Annotated in this window: 18 protein-coding genes, 7 tRNA genes, 1 other RNA gene and 1 pseudogene; 7 read left to right on the top strand and 20 right to left on the bottom strand. The window is 56.3% G+C overall.

Going from position 1 to position 18181, the window contains the following annotated elements:
- Window positions 1-32 precede the first annotated feature (32 nt).
- The 4 genes from modB to RX717_RS07400 all read left to right on the top strand — a co-directional run bounded on the left by modB (window position 33) and on the right by RX717_RS07400 (window position 2958).
- A complete protein-coding gene (modB, locus tag RX717_RS07415; protein WP_107630555.1) occupies window positions 33-704 on the top strand; it encodes a molybdate ABC transporter permease subunit in 672 nt (223 codons plus the stop codon).
- Window positions 701-1741 carry a sulfate/molybdate ABC transporter ATP-binding protein gene (locus tag RX717_RS07410; protein WP_107630556.1) on the top strand — a complete coding sequence of 347 codons (1041 nt, stop codon included), beginning with the start codon at window positions 701-703 and terminating at the stop codon, window positions 1739-1741. The genes modB and RX717_RS07410 overlap by 4 nt, the downstream gene beginning before the upstream one ends.
- A gap of 18 nt (window positions 1742-1759) precedes the next feature.
- The gene (locus tag RX717_RS07405) at window positions 1760-2725 is read left to right on the top strand and encodes an XdhC family protein (RefSeq protein ID WP_107630557.1); all 966 of its coding nucleotides are present in this window, start codon (window positions 1760-1762) and stop codon (window positions 2723-2725) included.
- A gap of 156 nt (window positions 2726-2881) precedes the next feature.
- A tRNA-Pro gene (locus RX717_RS07400) sits at window positions 2882-2958 on the top strand.
- Between the two features lie 91 nt (window positions 2959-3049).
- On the opposite strand, the gene RX717_RS07395 is transcribed toward RX717_RS07400, so the two are convergent.
- From RX717_RS07395 to RX717_RS07375, 5 genes and pseudogenes are all read right to left on the bottom strand, one after another.
- The gene (locus tag RX717_RS07395; protein ID WP_107630558.1) at window positions 3050-3865 is read right to left on the bottom strand and encodes a purine-nucleoside phosphorylase; all 816 of its coding nucleotides are present in this window, start codon (window positions 3863-3865) and stop codon (window positions 3050-3052) included.
- A gap of 13 nt (window positions 3866-3878) precedes the next feature.
- Entirely contained in the window at window positions 3879-5087 is a 1209-nt protein-coding gene (locus RX717_RS07390; RefSeq protein WP_242977798.1) for an amidohydrolase, read from the bottom strand.
- A 152-nt stretch (window positions 5088-5239) separates the two neighbouring features.
- A pseudogene (locus RX717_RS07385) lies at window positions 5240-5527 on the bottom strand (sigma-70 family RNA polymerase sigma factor); the annotation flags it as partial.
- Window positions 5528-5764: 237 nt separating this feature from the next.
- Window positions 5765-5850 (bottom strand) — tRNA-Leu (locus tag RX717_RS07380).
- Window positions 5851-5878: 28 nt separating this feature from the next.
- Window positions 5879-5963, bottom strand: a tRNA-Leu gene (locus tag RX717_RS07375).
- Window positions 5964-6186: 223 nt separating this feature from the next.
- Between RX717_RS07375 and RX717_RS07370 the strand changes: the two genes are divergently transcribed.
- Window positions 6187-6804, top strand: a complete 618-nt coding sequence (locus RX717_RS07370; RefSeq protein ID WP_107630560.1) for a TetR/AcrR family transcriptional regulator — start codon at window positions 6187-6189, stop codon at window positions 6802-6804.
- A 155-nt stretch (window positions 6805-6959) separates the two neighbouring features.
- A complete protein-coding gene (locus RX717_RS07365; RefSeq protein WP_107630561.1) occupies window positions 6960-8273 on the top strand; it encodes an MATE family efflux transporter in 1314 nt (437 codons plus the stop codon).
- Window positions 8274-8328: 55 nt separating this feature from the next.
- On the opposite strand, the gene murD is transcribed toward RX717_RS07365, so the two are convergent.
- The gene (gene murD / locus RX717_RS07360; RefSeq protein WP_107630562.1) at window positions 8329-9690 is read right to left on the bottom strand and encodes a UDP-N-acetylmuramoyl-L-alanine--D-glutamate ligase; all 1362 of its coding nucleotides are present in this window, start codon (window positions 9688-9690) and stop codon (window positions 8329-8331) included.
- 107 nt (window positions 9691-9797) lie between these two features.
- On the opposite strand from murD, the gene rnpB reads away from it, so the two are divergent.
- Window positions 9798-10137: RNase P RNA component class A (gene rnpB / locus RX717_RS07355), an RNA gene on the top strand.
- 48 nt (window positions 10138-10185) lie between these two features.
- Here the strand turns inward: rnpB and RX717_RS07350 are convergent.
- From RX717_RS07350 to hslO, 14 genes are all read right to left on the bottom strand, one after another.
- Window positions 10186-10638: a TspO/MBR family protein gene (locus RX717_RS07350; RefSeq protein WP_316960642.1), complete on the bottom strand. Its 453-nt coding sequence runs from the start codon at window positions 10636-10638 to the stop codon at window positions 10186-10188.
- 67 nt (window positions 10639-10705) lie between these two features.
- A complete protein-coding gene (locus RX717_RS07345) occupies window positions 10706-10927 on the bottom strand; it encodes a hypothetical protein (RefSeq protein WP_054326034.1) in 222 nt (73 codons plus the stop codon).
- 18 nt (window positions 10928-10945) lie between these two features.
- Window positions 10946-11083, bottom strand: coding sequence for a hypothetical protein (locus RX717_RS07340; protein WP_159068024.1), 138 nt, complete (start codon window positions 11081-11083; stop codon window positions 10946-10948).
- A gap of 1 nt (window position 11084) precedes the next feature.
- Window positions 11085-11747 (bottom strand): ABC-2 transporter permease, encoded by a 663-nt coding sequence (locus RX717_RS07335; protein WP_054326035.1) that lies wholly within the window; start codon window positions 11745-11747, stop codon window positions 11085-11087.
- Window positions 11748-11762: 15 nt separating this feature from the next.
- Window positions 11763-12425: an ABC-2 transporter permease gene (locus RX717_RS07330; RefSeq protein WP_107630564.1), complete on the bottom strand. Its 663-nt coding sequence runs from the start codon at window positions 12423-12425 to the stop codon at window positions 11763-11765.
- Window positions 12422-13276, bottom strand: coding sequence for an ABC transporter ATP-binding protein (locus tag RX717_RS07325; RefSeq protein ID WP_316960641.1), 855 nt, complete (start codon window positions 13274-13276; stop codon window positions 12422-12424). Before RX717_RS07325 ends, RX717_RS07330 begins: the two co-directional genes overlap by 4 nt.
- A complete protein-coding gene (locus RX717_RS07320) occupies window positions 13273-13650 on the bottom strand; it encodes a GntR family transcriptional regulator (RefSeq protein WP_054326038.1) in 378 nt (125 codons plus the stop codon). The genes RX717_RS07325 and RX717_RS07320 overlap by 4 nt, the downstream gene beginning before the upstream one ends.
- Window positions 13651-13944: 294 nt before the next feature.
- On the bottom strand, window positions 13945-16011 hold the full coding sequence (locus tag RX717_RS07315) for a sensor histidine kinase (protein WP_107630565.1): 2067 nt from the start codon (window positions 16009-16011) through the stop codon (window positions 13945-13947).
- Window positions 16008-16700: a response regulator transcription factor gene (locus RX717_RS07310; protein WP_107632109.1), complete on the bottom strand. Its 693-nt coding sequence runs from the start codon at window positions 16698-16700 to the stop codon at window positions 16008-16010. Before RX717_RS07310 ends, RX717_RS07315 begins: the two co-directional genes overlap by 4 nt.
- A gap of 146 nt (window positions 16701-16846) precedes the next feature.
- Window positions 16847-16920: transfer RNA gene (locus tag RX717_RS07305), tRNA-Cys, on the bottom strand.
- A gap of 21 nt (window positions 16921-16941) precedes the next feature.
- Window positions 16942-17017, bottom strand: a tRNA-Gly gene (locus RX717_RS07300).
- A gap of 7 nt (window positions 17018-17024) precedes the next feature.
- Window positions 17025-17100 (bottom strand) — tRNA-Phe (locus tag RX717_RS07295).
- Between the two features lie 32 nt (window positions 17101-17132).
- Window positions 17133-17209: transfer RNA gene (locus RX717_RS07290), tRNA-Asp, on the bottom strand.
- An 84-nt stretch (window positions 17210-17293) separates the two neighbouring features.
- Window positions 17294-18175, bottom strand: a complete 882-nt coding sequence (gene hslO, locus RX717_RS07285) for an Hsp33 family molecular chaperone HslO (RefSeq protein ID WP_147573712.1) — start codon at window positions 18173-18175, stop codon at window positions 17294-17296.
- Window positions 18176-18181: the final 6 nt, after the last annotated feature.

Genomic DNA, 18181 nt, shown 5'->3' with positions numbered 1-18181 from the left:
GTCCCACACTGGTATCTGAGGAGGTAACGCGGGTGGACTGGTATCCGCTTTGGAACTCGCTGCGCATCGCGGCGATCAGCATCGTGCTGGTATTCTTTACAGGCATCGCGGCGGCATACTACGCCGTGCGCCTGCCCCGTGCGCTCAAAGGCGTTTTGGACATGATACTGACCTTGCCGCTCGTATTGCCGCCTACGGTCGTCGGATATTTTCTGCTGCTGTTGTTCGGCAGCCGGCGGCCACTGGGCATGGCGCTGGAAAGCGTCGGAATAAAATTCGTGATGACCTGGTACGGCGGTGTAATCACGGCGGCGGTCGTCGCGTTTCCCCTACTGTACCGCACCGCGCGCGGCGCGTTTGAAGCGTTCGACGAGACCTTAGCGCAGGCTGGGCAGACGCTTGGTCTCTCCAATTGTTACATATTCTGGCGTATCCGGCTGCCTGCCTGCAGGCAGGGGATTTTCGCGGGCGTCGTATTGGCGTTCGCCCGCGCGCTGGGCGAGTATGGCGCGACCAGTATGCTGATCGGCTATACGCCCGGCCGTACCGCGACCATCTCCACCACCGTCTATCAGCTGTGGCGCACCGGCGACGAGCTGCACGCATTTTACTGGGTACTGGTCAACCTTGCGATCTCGGCAGCGGTGCTGCTGACCGTGAGCCTGCTTGAGCGTCGCCAGCGGAAAGGAGGACATGTCGGGTGAACTTATTTGTCGATATCCGCAAGCGGCTGGGCTCCTTCACATTAAACGCTTCGTTTAAGACTGCGGACGCTGTTACCGGCCTGCTGGGCGCCTCCGGCTGCGGCAAAAGCATGACGCTCAAATGTATCGCCGGCGTGGAAAAGCCGGACGAAGGCTGGATCGTGCTCGACGGTGAAACGCTGTTCGATTCCGCTCGCGGCATCAACCTGCCGCCGCAAAAACGGCAGGTTGGCTATCTGTTCCAGCACTATGCCCTGTTTCCCCATATGACGGTGGAAAAAAACATCCTGTGCGGCCTGCACGCGGAAAAGGATAAGGCCACCCGCCAGCGGCGCCTGCGGGAAACGCTCGAAATGCTGCAGCTCACCGGTTTGGAAAAACACCGCCCAGCCCAGCTTTCGGGCGGACAGGCGCAGCGGGCAGCGCTTGCCCGCATGCTGGTCAGCCAGCCGCGCCTGCTGCTGCTGGACGAGCCGTTCTCCGCGCTGGACAGCCATTTACGCGACCAGCTCCAGCCCCAGTTCATGTCCCTGCTGCGCTCCTACGGGCGGCAGGCGGTGATGGTGACGCACAGCCGTGACGAAGCCTATCACCTCTGCACCCGTCTGTGCATTATGGAGGATGGCCGTATCCTGCGCGCGGGCGGCACTAAAGAGGTTTTTGCCGCCCCTGGCAGCGAGGCCGCCGCACGTCTGACCGGTTGCAAAAATATCTCCCGCGCGGTCAAAGCGGGCGCATATACCGTCGAGGCGCTCGACTGGGGCGTCTGTCTGACTGCCGCGCAGCCTGTGCCGGACAACCTGAAAGCGGTCGGCCTGCGCGCGCATGCTTTCCAACCGCAGGTTCCGTCCAACCGCTTGCCCGTGTTATGGGCAGACGAGTTGGAAGAGCCGTTTGAATGGATCCTGCTGTTCCGCTACCAGAGCCAAGCCGCAAGCGCGCCTGCGCTCTGGTGGCGCTTCCCCAAGGACAGGAAGCCGGCCGCGCTCCCTGATTCGCTCGGCATCGCGCCTGAGCATGTATTGCTGCTGACTTGAAAACGGAGGGTATCCCGCATGATCGAACGACTGCTGCAAACCGCGCTGTGTGAAATACAGGCCGGCCGGCCCGCGATGCTGGTATCCATCGTCCGCTCCACCGGTTCCACGCCGCGCAAGGCCGGCGCCCTGATGCTCGTTGGAGAAAACGGCCTGCTGTGCGGCACAATCGGCGGCGGACTGCTTGAGCATCGCTGCCTTGCGATCGCCTCGTCCGCCCTTACCGTACCGCGCTGTGAAGCCTTTGTGCTGGACAACCGGCAGGCGGGTAGCTTGGGCATGGTATGCGGCGGTACTGCCGAGGTTCTTTTTACCCCGCTTACCGACGCTGCGCCGCTGCAGCAGGCCGTGGACAGTTTCCGTGCTGTCCCGCCTGTCCGATTCTGCCTGCCGCTGGACGGCTCCGCGCCTCTACTCTCGCAGGTGCAGTCCATCCTCTCCTGCCCCGCTGTCGTCCTTCTGGAAGAGCGTCCAGTCCTGGCGATCCCCTTATCTGATGCCGGTCGGGTGTTTGTGCTGGGCGGCGGGCATGTGTCACTCGCCCTTTCCCCGCTCCTGTATCATCTGGAGTTTCGCCATATTGTCATTGACGACCGCGCGGCGTTCTGCTCGCCGGAACGTTTCCCTCATGCCGAGCATACCCTTTGCATCCCATTTTCCCTACTCACCCAAACATTGGCCGGTCCGCTTTCCCCTGCCGCCGACGATGCCTTCTGTATCATGACGCGCGGCCACGAAGGGGATACGGACGCGCTCCGTTTCGCCCTCTCCACCCCCGCTTCCTACATCGGCGTAATGGGCAGCCGTCGCAAGCGGGAGTCAGTCTTTTCCCTATTGGAAAGCGAGGGCTTCCTCCATGTGCGGCAGCGTGTCATCACGCCGATCGGACTTGCTATCGGCGCGCAGACCCCCGCAGAGATTGCGGTATCGATTGCCGCGCAACTCATCGCATGGCGCAGCTCAAAGACCGCCGCCAAGCTGTGAGCGGCAGCGGCCGCCGCATTTCCTCCCGCTTAGTTCCTCGCTCTGTCCCGCTCTTCCTGTTTTTTAAAACTTGTGGAAAAAGTCTTGACATATCTGCTTATCCGAGATATAATATAAAAGCTGTCACGGTTGGAAAACATTGCGACGGATATAATTCGAGGTGTGGCTCAGCTTGGTAGAGCGCTTCGTTCGGGACGAAGAGGCCGCAGGTTCAAATCCTGTCACCTCGACCATAAAAAGGTTTTGCATCTTGCAAAACCTTTTTGTTTTACGCAGGAAAAAGCGGGTCCAGAATGGACCCGCTTTTTTCACACGGTGCTTCGGTCATAATCCCGCTATCAGACAGTGCATGAAGCGCCGGAATTCTCCCCCGCGTTGTTCCGCAATCTGATTGACCTCCGCGCCAGAAAGCGGCTGCATCAAAACCCCCGCCGCCATATTGGTGATCATTGCAACCGCAGCTACCGGCAAGCCGCAGTGCGCCGCTGCGACCACTTCAAATACCGTGGACATCCCAACCGCATCGGCTCCCATCGCGCGAAACATCCGGATTTCCGCAGGTGTTTCAAACTGCGGCCCATTCACGCCGCAGTAAACGCCGGACCGGAGCGTCACACCACAGGATAATGCGGCCTTTCGTGCGGTATCCCGCAAAGCAGGTGCATACGCAAACGTCATATCCGGAAAGCGCACGCCCAAGCTGTCGTCATTCGGTCCGGTGAGCGGGCTTTTTCCCGTCATATTGATGTGATCCTCAATCAGCATAAGATCGCCGACCGAAAACGATGTATTGATCCCCCCCGACGCATTCGTCAGCACCAGCGCGCGCACGCCAAGCGCTTTCATTACATAGACCGGATACGCGATCTCCTCGGGCGCATAGCCCTCGTAGCCGTGCAGGCGCCCCTGCATACAAAGAACCTTTTTCCCCTCCAGCATACCGCAGATCAAACGTCCGGTATGGTCCGGCGCGGTGGATACCCGAAAATGCGGTATCTCTCCGTACGGGATACACACCGCAACTTCCAGCTCCTCCGCCATCGGGCCGAGTCCGGATCCAAGAACCAATCCGATTTCCGGCACAAACGGCAGCCTGCTTTTCAAATAATCCGTCGATTCATCCACTTTTGTTTTTTTCATACGATATGCCCCCTTACAGTGCGGACAAAATCCGGCTGGTACGTAACCGTACCTCTGCCTTAACCTTTTCCAGATCGATCGTGGTATACGAACCGTCGCGGTATAATACCTCGCCATCCACCATCGTCAGCCGGATATCCGCCCCCTGCGCCGCATATACCACGTTGCAGGCCGCATCCGTCATGGGTGTGAACTGCGGCGTATCCGTATTGATGACGCACAGGTCGGCCTTGCAGCCAACTTTGAGAAGGCCGCTGTCCGTCCGTCCCTGTGACAAAGCGCCTGCGCGTGTCGCCGCATACAGCGCCTGCGCGGGAGTAATTAACGTCGCATCGCGATAATACCCTTTATATGCCACAGCAAACAGGTACAAATCCTGCAGGATATTAAGATTATTGTTGGAGGCCGCGCCATCCGTACCCAACGCGACGTTAATACCCATATCGAGCATCCTGGGTACATTGGCATAGCCTGACGCGAGTTTGAGATTGCTGGCCGGACAGCAGGCAACGGTAACGCCATGCTTCTTGAGGATGTCGAAGTCTTCCCCCTCCAGCCAAACGCAGTGCGCCGCTGTGGTCGGCACGTCGAATATGCCGTGTGCCTGCATATAGGCCGCCGGCGTCATGCCGTGCCGCTGCTTGCACGCCTCATGCTCCTCCTGTGTTTCCGAAAGATGAATATGCATCCGCGCGCCGCATGCCCCGGCCTGCGCGGCAACCGCCTCCACAACCTTGGGGGTCGAGGTGTACTCTCCGTGGATGCACAGGTCGCCCCGCAGCCGACCCTGATTCGCGCCGTTCCACTCGCCCAGCAGCCGCAGGTTATCCTGATATGCCGGCAGCGCTTCGTAAGAACTGTCGTCAAACACGGTAAGCCCCCTGCTCAAATTACATTTGATGCCGCTTTCCAGAATCGCCCTAGTCATCCCATCCAGAAAGAAATACATATCCGTGAATGACACCGTGCCGCAGGCCAGCATTTCAGCAATCGCAAGTTGTGTGCCGTGGTAAGCGGCCTCATCATCCAGCTTATCCTCAAATGGAAAGACCTTTTCATTCAGCCAGCGCTGCAGCGGGAGGTTCTCCGCATAGCCGCGCAGCAGGGTCATGGGCGCATGGCTGTGTACATTGTAGAAGCCGGGCAGCAGCAAACGGTGACGCCCATCGTACCGCTCACCATAATCCGCGTCCGGCGCGGCCGGCCCGATATAATCTATCATACCATCCCTTGTTCCTACATATTGCCCCCTTTTCAAAATGAAGCCTTCATCCAGTACATCAATGTTACAGAACAGCATTGTTTTCTCCTTTACCTTGGGTATGTATGGCGCGGTCTTTTTTCATTTGGTTGGAGGTTTCCCCAAACAACGTTCATCGGCACGGCATAGGTGGAAAAACGCACGCCGAGATCGGTGTTAAAATGATCGATCGATTTCATCAGCCCGATACAGCCCACCTGAAACAAATCATCCGGCGATTCACCGCGGCCCTGAAAGCGCTGCACGACTGACAAAACCAGCCGCAGGTTACCTTGGATCAACTCGTCCCTCGCCTGCTTGTCTCCCTGCTTCACGCGCAGCAGCAGTTGGTCGGTCTTTTTGGCCGACAGCACCGGCAGCCCTGATGTATTTACCCCGCAGATCTCTACTTTGGTTTGCATGGAAAATCCTCCTGCCTCATGCACAGGTTGTGCGTTCTATCAGGATTTTCCCCGCGGTTCGGAAAGAATATACCGACGAAATTTTTTGCCAGCCGACATGCTTCGACCGGATTTTCCGTCCGGATATGCTTGGCCGGAAAATATTTCTCAGCCGCTTCCACTTTTATTTTACCTTATTTCATCCGTATTCGCAAGGCAGCAAAGGAAAAAGACCACCGACAGCCGTCGGTGGTCTTTTGGTGCGGATGGGGGGACTTGAACCCCCACGTCCTTGCGAACACTAGCACCTGAAGCTAGCGCGTCTGCCATTCCGCCACATCCGCATATTCTCTTGTCTCGCACCTGAGAGAGTGGTGCGAGTGACGGGACTTGAACCCGTACGTCGATTGACACACGCCCCTCAAACGTGCCTGTCTACCAGTTCCAGCACACTCGCATTTGCTTTCTCATCGAGTCGCCTCACTGTCAGCGACAATATGTATTATATCGAATAGAACGAAGTTTGTCAACAGCTTTTTTCAAAAATTTTCCCAGACAACAAAGAATTCTGTGTGCTAAAAATCCGTTAAATTTCATCCACGCTACGTCTTCTTTTCAACACAGCGTTGACTTTTCCTATTCATCCTGATAGAATAGCAACAGTCAGGAGGAACCGCATCATGCCAGAAAAGAAAGTCAGCCGCCGTGTGCTCTATACGCGCAACGCGCTGCGCGACGCCTTTATTGATTTGATTACCGAACAGCCGTTATCCGATATCACCGTGACCGATATCTGCGCGCGGGCCGATATCAACCGCAGCACGTTCTACCTTCACTATCGGGATGTCGATGCGCTTCTGGTCGAAATTGAAAATAATATCATCGACCATATCGAGCAGGAGTTTTCCCGTGCGCCTCATGAGCATGTGTTCGAGGAGCTGGTAGCCTTTCTAAAGCTTCTACAGCAAACACCGCGCATTCCCAAGCTGTTGTATGCGCTTACCGGCGAGCAGGGTGATCCCCGCTTTATCCGCCGCCTGCAGCAGTTGCTCTTCAACGCTTTCCAGCAGGGATGGGACTTGCTCATGCCGGAGAGCTCCCGCAGCTATAAGTTTTTGATTTATTCCTATACTCTCCCCGGCGTCATATCCCTGCTGTCATCCTGGTTGCGCGGCGACGCGCCTGATATGACAGCCGAGCAAACCGTGGAACTGCTCCATACGCTGATTACGCATGGCATGAGCGGCATTTCACCGCTTTTCCTTCGCCCTGACGCTGGGGTTCTCAATTTATCTTGACAAGCTTTTCGCAGGGTGCTATATTAAAAAAGCTGCAAACCAAATATGCTCGCGTTTTTATCGCCGGATAAAAATTGCTGCGCCAGACTTTCTATCGTAGGCCTTAGAAGATAGAAAGCGCTGGCGTTTTTTATTGGTTAAAGGAGAACATCAAAATGGAACATACTGCTGATCTGCGCTCCTTCGGGCGCTACGCCTCACTGAACGTGCTTGGCATGCTGGGGCTTTCCTGCTATATCCTTGCGGATACCTTTTTCGTCTCCTGCGGGATGGGCGCGAACGGGCTTGCCGCTCTCAACATCGCTATCCCCGCCTACAATCTACTCAACGGCCTGGGGTTGATGATTGGTGTCGGTGGCGCGACCCGCTATACCGTCAGCTGCGCCCAATGCGACAACATATCCGCGGATCGCGCGTTTACGCATGCCGTCGGACTCGGCCTTGCAGTAGGCCTGCTTTTTATGCTGATCGGGCTGGCTGGCGCGGCGCCGGTTTCTCGTCTTTTAGGCGCAGATGCCGACACATTTCCCCTGACCAGCGTTTATCTGCGCACCCTACTTAGTTTCGCGCCTTTTTTTGTGATGAACAATGTATTACTTTCCTTTGTCCGCAATGACGGCGCGCCTGGGCGCGCTATGTGCGGTATGATAGTCGGCAGCCTGTCCAATGTTGTTTTGGACTATGTATTCATTTTCCCCTGCGACTGGGGCATGTTTGGCGCGGCTTTCGCCACTGGGCTTTCCCCAATTATCAGTCTGCTGATCCTTTCCGGCCATCTGCGCAGCCCTGTCCGCGGCTTTCATCTGTGCCGAGTGCGGCCGCAGGGCCGCCTGCTCGCTTCGATCTGCGCGTCCGGCATCTCTTCTTTCGTCGGGGAGCTTTCCTCCGCCGTCGTGCTGTTTTTATTCAATTTCGTCCTGCTGCGGATTTCCGGCAATACCGGCGTTGCGGCATACGGTATCGTCGCCAATCTGGCTCTGGTGGCCATCGCGATCTTTCAAGGCCTGTCGACCGGCATGCAGCCCCTTGTCAGCCACAGCAGCGGCCTGAACGACCACGGCGCGCTTCGCCGTTTCTACCGGTACGGCATCACGTCATCGCTCGCGATTGCCACGCTGCTTTATGTGCTGGTTTTCGTATTTGCCGCCCCCATTACCGCAGTGTTCAACAGCGAAAACAACGCGGTCCTCGCCGGCTACGCGGTCACCGGACTGCGCATCTATTTCTGCGGCTTTTGGTTCGCCGGCTGCAATATCGTCTCTTCTATCTTTTTCAGCGCGTCAGGGCGTTCCGCACAGGGATTCCTGCTCTCCATGCTCCGCGGCGTAATCGCAATTGTGCCGTTCCTCTTCCTTTTGACCGCATGGTTCGGTATCACGGGCGTTTGGGTCGCCTTTCCGGCAACCGAGCTGTTCACTTTCCTGTTCACCGCCGTATGCGCTGCGAAAGCGTTCCGTCGCACTGCGTAAAAAGACAGCCTCCGGATAACCGGAGGCTGTCTTTTCATTTTGCTCACATACGATTTTAAAGCGCTTCCACCAGTGATTTGAACAGCTTGCCGCGCTCCATAAAATTTTTGAACCGGTCAAATGACGCGCTGGCTGGACTCATGATGACCACATCGCCCGACTGCGCCTGCGCCTGTGCTTCGCGCACGGCGGTTTCGAGGTCCGGAACCTCAATGATCGGCGGGTGTTCCCCTTCGGCCGCCAGCACGCAGTCGCGTATCTTTGGTGCGGTCGCGCCGGTCAGGATCAGGGTCTTGACATGGGTGCAGATCGGCCCGCCCAGCACATCATAAGGGATGTGTTTATCATAGCCGCCCGCAATCAGGATCACTTTCTGCTGAAAGGATTCCAGGCCAGCGATCGTGCGCGTTGGGCTGGAAGCAATCGAATCGTTATAATATTTGACGCCGTCCTTTTCCCGCACGAATTCGATCCGGTGCTCCACCCCGCCAAAGGTCGTCGCAACCGCGCGGATATCGTCGTCCGGCACATACCCCTGCACAACGGCCGCAGCCATCATCATGTTGTATACGTTGTGCGCGCCGGGAATACGGATATCCGCCGCCGACATCAGCGCACGGCGCGTACCGTCCTCCGAAATATACAGCATATCATCTTTCAGAAACACACCGTTCGCAAGCTCCTGCGTTTTGCTGGTGCAGAACAGGTTGCCGGAAGCGTGCAGCGAACGGGTAACCTCGTCATCCAGATTGAGCACCAAACGGTCATCCGCTTTCTGGTTAAGGTAAATAGCCGTTTTCGCCTGCACATACTCGTCAAAATCCTTGTGGTAATCCAGGTGGTTGGGCGTCAGATTGGTAATCGCCGCAATGTGCGGCGAATGCCGCATCCCCATGAGCTGGAACGACGAAAGCTCGACAACAGCAAGATCCCTTTCCTGCATCTCATTTACGCGCGGCAACAGCGGTGTGCCGATGTTGCCGCCCAGATGCACGGTGTAGCCCGCATGCTTTAACATTTCGCTCACCAATGTTGTCGTGGTCGTTTTGCCGTCCGAGCCTGTGATACCGATGATCGGACACGGGCAGACCGCGAAGAAAAGCTCCATTTCGCTTGTGATCTCCGAGCCATTCTGCCGCGCATTTTCCAGAAAACGCGGATGCACGCCCGGCGTGCGGAAGATCACGTCCTCGTCCAGCGCTTCCAGGTAATGCTCGCCCAGCACGAAGTCCACGCCCAGCGTCGCCAGCGTTGCATAGCCGTCGCCAAGCTCTGTCGGGGTCTTTTTATCATGTACCGTCACACAGACTCCCGCCGCGCGCAACATGCGGATGAGCGGCATATTGCTAACGCCCGCGCCGATTACGCCGACCCGTTTATCCGACAGGCCGCCGAGATATTGTTCCAAAGCTGTCATAATAATGCGTCCACCGCCTTTTTCTCGATGTACAGTATAACCGATTTCATCCAATTTTGCAAGTACAGGTTTGACGGGAACGCTTTTTTGGGGTATACTGGATACCGTGACTGGTGCAGACGGTCGCGTGCGTTACGCATGAGGAAAGTCCGGCTGCGCAGGGCAAGGATAACGGATAACGTCCGCCGGGGGCGACCCCAGGAATAGTGCAACAGAGAAATACCGCCGCGTCTCCGTAATGAAGACTCGGTAAGGGTGGAAAGGCGAGGTAAGGGCTCACCGCGCCCCATGGCAACATGGGGGGCCTGTAAACTCTATCCGCAGCAACGCCGACAGGGACTATGGGCGGCCCGTCCGTCCCGACTGGCGGCTTGAGGCGCGCGGCGACGCGCGTCCCAGATAGATGACCGTCCAATACAGAACCCGGCTTACAGCACCAGTCATGACACGTCAAAAAAGCGCTCCATACGGAGCGCTTTTTCCTTTTCTTCCCTATCAGTTCAGCAGCCAGATGGCGCAATTCAGATATCCGGCAAACAACAGCCACAGGATGTAGGGTGCGAGCAGCCATGCCGCCAACTTCCGTATCCTGCCAAACGCCGCCGCGGCAGCCAGTACCAGCGCAAGCAGAAGCAGCAGCCACAGGAACGACACCCCATACCAGCCGCGGCCAAAGAAGAGTAACGGCCAGACAAAATTTACCGCAAGCTGTCCACCGTACAGTGTCAGCGCGCGCTTCTTGTCCTGACGCGCCGCGTCCGATTTCCAGACCAACCAGCACGCGACCCCCATCAGAATATATAGCACCGTCCATACCGCTGGAAACACCCATGCCGGCGGCGCAAGCGGCGGCTGTATCAAAGCCCCATACTGGTCCATGCTGCCTATGGTGAGCCATGCGGACAGCCCGCCGACCGCAAGCGGCAGCAAAATACTGGCAACCAGCAATTTACATCAGCTCCTTTCCCCTGCTGTTTCAGGGTATGGAGCTTTTCCGGCGTTTATGTATTTTTCTCTATCCAAAGGTGCGCCGCAGTTTTTCCCGCTCCTCCGGTTTTTCCACCCAGTTCTCAACATAGCCGCAGTCATAGCAGACATAGCGGATCACCGGTACCTTGCCGAGCAGCGTCGCCCTTGTCGTGTAAATATTGTTTCCGCTGGCATAGCGGTACGGATTATCAGAGATGCGGATGCTGTGGGTCCCGCCGCACTTCGGGCATTTTGCGCCGTTTTTCATACCGGTTCCCTCCTTCCCTCAGAGCAGGCCAAGCAGCAGCATTTTCGTTACCTCCAGCGCGTCGTCCGTAACCTTCCTATCCTCCTCGTACTCCGCAACCGGACAGGTTTCCGCATCCGTGTCGCAGGCTTTTCCACAGTATTCGCAAAACTTCATTTCAAAGCTCCTTTTTCCGGTAAAGCCGCACGCTGACCCGATAACACAACAGGTATACCATCAGCGCGACCGCCAGACAGCCCAGCAGCAAAAAGACAAAGCGCCTTTCATCCACTCCGGCAAGCCAGCGTCCCGCTGCCGCCAGCAACGGTATCCGGATTTCCAGGCTTACTGCGGCAAACACCAGCGCCAGCGGAAGAAAAAATGCAGCCAGCATGATATACCCCGCCTTTTGGATGCCCCATTTAAACGCTACCGCCATCTCCACACCGATCATAATAACCGCGACCGCTTCACAGGCCAGCACGGACACATAATTTTCCATCAACGCCTGCGGCTGCCCATGCGCCAGACAGTAAAACGTGGCAAATACCAGACTGCACGCAAACAGCGTCAGATTGACGGCCAGCGCCAGCAAAAAACGGCTTGCCACCACCTCGTGCCGCAGGATGGGCAGCGACAGGCTCAGACGGTCCCAGCCGGCGGACTGCTCCGCCGAAAAAGCTGTACTGGGGAACATATACCCCATAACGACAAGCATGGAAAAGAAAAAAATCGGCTGCTCGGCTATGACCGCCCATACCAGAAAAATCACCGGCGCAAGCAGCATGGACTTGATGGAAAGGCGAAAATTCATCCAGTCCGCATATAATATCGCTTTCATCGAGCGCTCTCTCCTTTACAGCTCAGTCCTTTGATAGATTTTCAGGCTGATCAGATAGCAGATAAGGTATACGGCGACGCCGACCGCTACCGCCGCCGTAATCAGCAGGCCGAGCCGCGTTTCTTCCGCCGCATCCAGCCATCGGGCGGCCGCCTCGAACACCTCGCCAAAGCCGGGCAGCTTTTCGAGCACAAACATCCCCAAAACCGGCACCCAGACGCACGCCATAACGATATACCGGCCTTTTTCGATTCCAAACCGAAAGGTGACCGCCATCAGCACCCCCATCAGGAGCAGGGATACCGCCTCGCACACGAGCAAGCCCGCCAAAACCTCGGCTAGACTGGTTGACGAGTCATAAAACACGCAGTATGCCGACGCCAGCGCCGAACCGATCCCCAGCAGTGCCAAGTTGATCAGCACGCCGATCAAAAATTTGCTGCCGACCACATCGCGCCGCAGGATGGGCAGCGACAGGCTCAGGCGGTTCCATCCATACGCCTGATCTGCGGCGAACAGCGTCGTCGGTATCATGATGCTGAGCATCACTACGATAAAGTTGAAAAACATCAGCTTGTTCCACACCAGCGCGGTCGCGGCAAACACCACCAAGACGAACAGAATCGAGCGGATAGACTGCCGGAAGTTCATCCAGTCCGCATACAGCATCGCTTTCATCGCTGCTCCTCCCCTCTGGTCAGGAACAGCATAATCTGCTCGATATTGGCGGCCTCGACCGGCCAGTTTGCCGGCACACTATTTCTGCGCACCAGCGCCTCGCAGCCAAACGCCCCAATCCTTTTCGCACGCATGGCCGACGGCTCCAGCGCGGAAAGCTGCTCCGCCGTGCAGCGCAGCACGCCGAAAGTATCCAGCAGCTCGTCACGCGGCTCGCTCAGCAGAACGCGCCCCTGATGGATAAAAGTGATATGATCCGCGATCTTATCCAGATCGCTCGTGATATGGCTGGACAGCAAAATCGCGTGGCTGTCCTCCTGCATAAAATCGTAGAACAGGTCGAGCACCTCGTCGCGCACCACAGGGTCCAGTCCGCTGGTCGGTTCGTCCATAATCAGCAATTCCGCTCCGTGCGACAGCGCCGCCGCAATGGAAACCTTCATCCGCATCCCCTTGGAATAATCCTTGATCTTTTTATTACGGTCGATCCCAAAGCGTTCCATAAAGCGGAAGAACTGCTCGGACTGCCAGCTTTGATAGGCCTTGCCCATCAGCACATCCACATGCCGGGCGGTCAGCGTGTTCAGGAAGCAGCCGTCCTCGAGCACCACGCCGATACGCTCCTTCACCGCGCGCTCCTCTGCTATATTGTCCAGCCCCAGCACCTTGATCGCACCCGCGTCCCGCCGGATCAGGTTGAGCACCGCTTTGATCGTGGTGGTCTTACCCGCGCCGTTTTCCCCGATGAAGCCCATCACAACGCCGCGCGGAAGCATAAAGCTCACGTCCTGCAGGGCAAACCCATCATAATGCTTGTACAGCCCATTTATCTCCAATGCGTTTTCCATCATGTTTCCTCCTCAAACAATGTTTCCGCGATCCCCAGGAACTCCGCCTTATCCAGATTGCCCAGATGGGCGGCGCGCACCGCCGCTATCAGGTGTTCCTCCACCACGCGGAGCTGCTCCTCGCGCAGCAACTCGGTATTGCACGGCGCGACAAAGCTGCCGCGGCCGGTCTGGGTAATGATAAAACCCTCCCGCTCCAATTCCTCATAGGCGCGCTTGGTTGTGATCACGCTGATGCGCAGCTCCTTTGCCAGCAGGCGCATGGAGGGCAAAGCCTCCCCCGCAGTCAGCTCCCCGCCGACGATCTTGGCCTTGATCTGCCGTACGATCTGCTCATAAATCGGCGTTCCATCCATATTGGACAGGATTATCTCCATTCCATCCTCTCCTCCCGTTTTGTATATACTCATTATATACAATAGTCACGCCATGTCAAGAGGGTTCTTCAAAATATTTTTTGTTTGAAATGACGAAATCTTTTTCTTGTGTTTGTGCAAAAAGCACGTTATACTATTTAACGCGGACAGGATTGTCCCGATTTCAAACGATACAGGCATTACGTCCGCGTTACCGGACAACTTACATTTTTTACAATTTGCTATCTCCTTTTACCTTTCTTTTTTACTTTTTACAGGAAAAGGCAGCCGGAAACCGGCTGCCTTTTCTCTTTCTTATTTTCCTCCGCGTAAAGCATAGAGCGGGAATTGAATGCGGACCTTAAACAAATCCCCGTCCACATCGACTGACAGCGTGCCGCCGCAGGCCTCCACATAGCTTTTCGCAATCGCAAGCCCCAGGCCGCTCCCTTCAGTCGAGCGCGCTTCGTCGCCGCGGACAAACCGCTCCGTGATTTCGCTCGCGTCAAAATCCATCGCATAGTTTGCGGTGTTTTTGATTTCAATCACTGTGGTTTCCTCCCGTTCGTAAACCGAAACGAAGACGCGCGTACCTGCCAACGCGTATTTCACGCAGTTCCCGATCAGGTTTTCCAGCACACGGGACATTTTTTTGCCATCCGCCCAGACCGGCACCTCATGCTCCGGTATATCCACCTTGAGCGTCAGTTTGCCTCCCACGATCGACTGGTCCTGTTCGCCAAGCGCCTGCCGGACGAGCGTGCAGGCGTCCAGCCGTTCGCACTCCATCTGTTCCGCGCCTGACTGTACCTTGGAGATATCGAACAGGTCGCTCGTCAGGTTTTTGAGCCGCAGCCCCTTCTGATGGATGATTTTTGCATAGTCGTTTGCTTCCTCCGGCGTCAAATGCTCCTGACACAGCAGGTCGGCGTAATTCAGGATAGAGGTGAGCGGGGTTTTCAGGTCATGGCTGACATTCGTAATCAGCTCGCTCTTCATCCGTTCCGCGCGGATCTCGTTCTGCAGCGCGGTCTGCATCCCGTCGCCCAGGGAGTTGATATCCTCCGCCATCTCGGAGAAGACGCCGGCCGGCATGTTTTCCAACTTATATTCCAATTCGCCGCCGCGCAGACGCCGCAACGCTTCCACAACACATTCAAAGCCATTGATACGGCTGAGCAGGAACCATGCCGCCGCCGCAAACCAGACCACGCCGAGGATAAAGACCAAAACGCCCTCACCGTAATCTATCATCAGGCCGAACATCATCGCCAGAAGGGAAAGTATGACCGAATATCCCAAAAATATCAGCAGTACATTGCGGGTCTTGTAATTTTTCAGGATTTTTCTCCATACGCTGTTCCCGCCGCGGCCAATGGCATGCCAGCCGCGGCGCAGCAGGTCGGCCAGCCAGAACCAGAGCCGTTTAACCGTCCTCCAGCACCAGCGGCAGGCCCTAAGAATGAACGAGTGCTGTACAAAGCTCCGGTTTTTCAAATTCCGCACCAGAGAAAGCGACAGCTCGACTGCCAGCGCGAACGCGCCGATAAACAAAATGATGCTCGGCAGCAGGAACCACCACATGCCGCCCATGTCCCTTTGCTGCATCCCTTCAAATATCACATAGATATTGAACGCCCCTGCCGCGATCGGCAGTCCAAACAGCAGCAGCAAATTAAGCTCGATAAAAAGGCGGTCAATGGTGACCAGATGGACAGCTTCGTCCTCCCCTGTGCGTCCGGTAACAAACAGCAGACAGATATACGCGATCACCGCCAGCAGGCACAAAACGACCAGGTTACGCAGTATCCCCATCAACGCGCCGCGCTGCGCCGACCATTGCGCCGCATATTCCGCGGCCTGTTCTTCTGTGATGCGCACATAGATCACGCTGTTTTCCGGCACATCCTCTTCCCTGTATACTCCCGACGACGGATCGACATAGGAATACTGCAATGGCATAAACATGTAATCCCCACTAAAATACAAGGTACCGTCCGCCTGCGCCACGGCAAAAAACAGGGACGACGCGGCCTCTTCCTCCGTTAAATCGCTGTTTTTCAGTACACGGTCGCCCATGCGTCCATAATAGTCGCCGATAAAATTCGCCCCACTGAACCGCCGGTCGAAAGTCTCCTGATCCAGCCCCTCGTGCAGCGCGTAGTCTAAATCCGCTACCGTGGTACTGACCAAACCATTCACCAATTGGGAATCCTCAAACCGGTCTTCCAGCCGGTATACCAGCTCGCTGTCGTTCGACCAGCGAAGCATATTCATTATCCCATATTCGGCCTGCGTGACCGCGCCCGCCACGCAGCCAACAACAACCAGAAACGCGACCAGCTTTGCCGCTGTGCTGCGGAATATCTTTTTCACCGTCATGCTCCTTCGCTCCTCTCTATCTTATAGCCCACGCCCCATACAACCTTGAGGTATCGCGGCTCTTTCGGGTTGATCTCGATTTTTTCCCTAATATGACGGATGTGTACCGCAATTGCATTGTCCGACACGATCTCGTCGTTCCACACTTGCCGGTATATTTCCTCGGTTGAGAACACCTTGCCCGGGTGGCGGCAGAGCAGCTCCAGTATTTTATATTCCAGCGGCGTGAGCCGGACGCTTTCCCCATCTACCGTCACAATCTTGCTCTCGATATCCAGCACCAAGCCGCGAATCGCAATCTGCTTTTCCGTTACCTGCATCGCGCCCAGCTGGGTGTACCGCCGAAGCTGGCTTTTTACGCGGGCAACCATCTCGGAAGGATTGAACGGTTTTGTGATATAATCGTCCGCGCCCGCCGTGAGGCCAAGTATCTTGTCCGCGTCCTCACTTTTTGCGGATATTAAAATGATTGGTATATTTTTGCTCTCCCGCACCTTGAGCAGCGTCTTGATCCCATCCATTTCCGGCATCATAATGTCAAGCAGCAGCAGATGCACCGTGCGGCTCATCAGGATATCGAGCGCTTCCAAGCCGTTATATGCCTTTTCCACCGCATAGCCTTCTGCTTTCAGAAATATCCCGATACTGTCCACGATCTCCCTATCGTCGTCCACCACCAGTATTTTCAATTGCTCCATGCTTTCCCCCTCCTCTGCGTTTTATCTTATCAGAGCTTTCTGTTGATTTCCGTTATAAAATTCTTGAGATTTTATTAAGATTTTGCTTTCTTCCGGATACAAAAAAAGAGACGCCCCAAGGCGTCTCTTCTTTCAGTTGGAGGTACCACCCAGAATCGAACTGGGGATCAGGGAGTTGCAGTCCCACGCCTTACCGCTTGGCTATGGTACCATTCCAGTATAAGGATTGTAATGGAGCGGCTGACGAGGCTCGAACTCGCTACCTCCACCTTGGCAAGGTGGCGCTCTACCAGATGAGCTACAGCCGCATATAAATGGTGCCTCCGGGCGGAATCGAACCACCGACACGGGGATTTTCAGTCCCCTGCTCTACCGACTGAGCTACAGAGGCAAATCTTCTTCAGCCGATTCCGACCAAAGAAATGGCGACCCGGATGGGACTTGAACCCACGGCCTCCAGCGTGACAGGCTGGCGCTCTAACCAACTGAGCTACCGGGCCGGATCGCCGCCGCCGTACTCACCAGCGGCGAGATTTATTATATCGAAGATTACGCAAAATGTCAACAGTTTTTTTGCTATTTTTTCATTTTTCCGCGTGCGCCAAAAGCTGCTGCAATTCCCCGCGGCTGAAGGTATATATCTTATCGCAGAACTGGCAGGTCACTTCGCTTTTTTCCTGCTCCGCCGCCATTTGAGACAGTTCCTTTTTCCCCATGCTGATCAGCGCACGCTCGACCTTTTCCCTGCTACAGGCACAGCGGTAGCCGATCTCATCGGTCTGCAAAAAATCCACATCAAACCCATCGAGTACCGCCTGTATAATCTCCTCCAAGGTCATCCCCTGTTCGAGCATGGCAGTCATGGGCTGGAGCTTGGCAAGGTTGGCCTCCAGCCGGTCGATATCCTTGTCCTGCACGCCCGGCATTAGCTGCACCAGCCAGCCGCCCGCACACTTTACTGTCCGGTCGGTATCCACCAGCACGCCCAGCGCGCAAGCGGAAGGAATCTGCTCACTCTCCGCGAAATAACGCGTCAGATCCTCGGCTATCTCGCCGTTTACCAGCGCGACTGTCCCTGTAACCGGATCCTTCAGTCCAATATCTTTAATAACCATCAGGTAGCCGCGACCCACGCCGCCGCCCACATCCAGTTTGCCATCCGCCCGCAGCGGCAGGTCGGCCGACGGGTCCTGCAGGTAGCCGCGCACATACCCATCCGCATCGCCCACACAGACGATCGCGCCCAGCGGGCCGTTTCCCTTGACCTGTACGGTCACGGAGCCGTCCGGCGTCTTAAGCTGGCTGCCCATGATCGCAGTCGCAGTCAGCGTGCGCCCAAGCGCGGCGGTCGCCAGCGGCGTTGCGCTGTGAATCTGCCGCGCGCGTTCGACCAGACCGGTCGTTCTGGCTGCGGAAATTTGAATGCCTGCGTCGCGGGCAAGCGCGCGGAGTAATAAATCGCTCATAAATTT

The organism is Intestinibacillus sp. NTUH-41-i26, from assembly GCF_032769475.1.
Classification (GTDB): domain Bacteria; phylum Bacillota; class Clostridia; order Oscillospirales; family Butyricicoccaceae; genus Agathobaculum; species Agathobaculum ammoniilyticum.
This window is presented reverse-complemented; position numbering and strand designations above follow the sequence as displayed.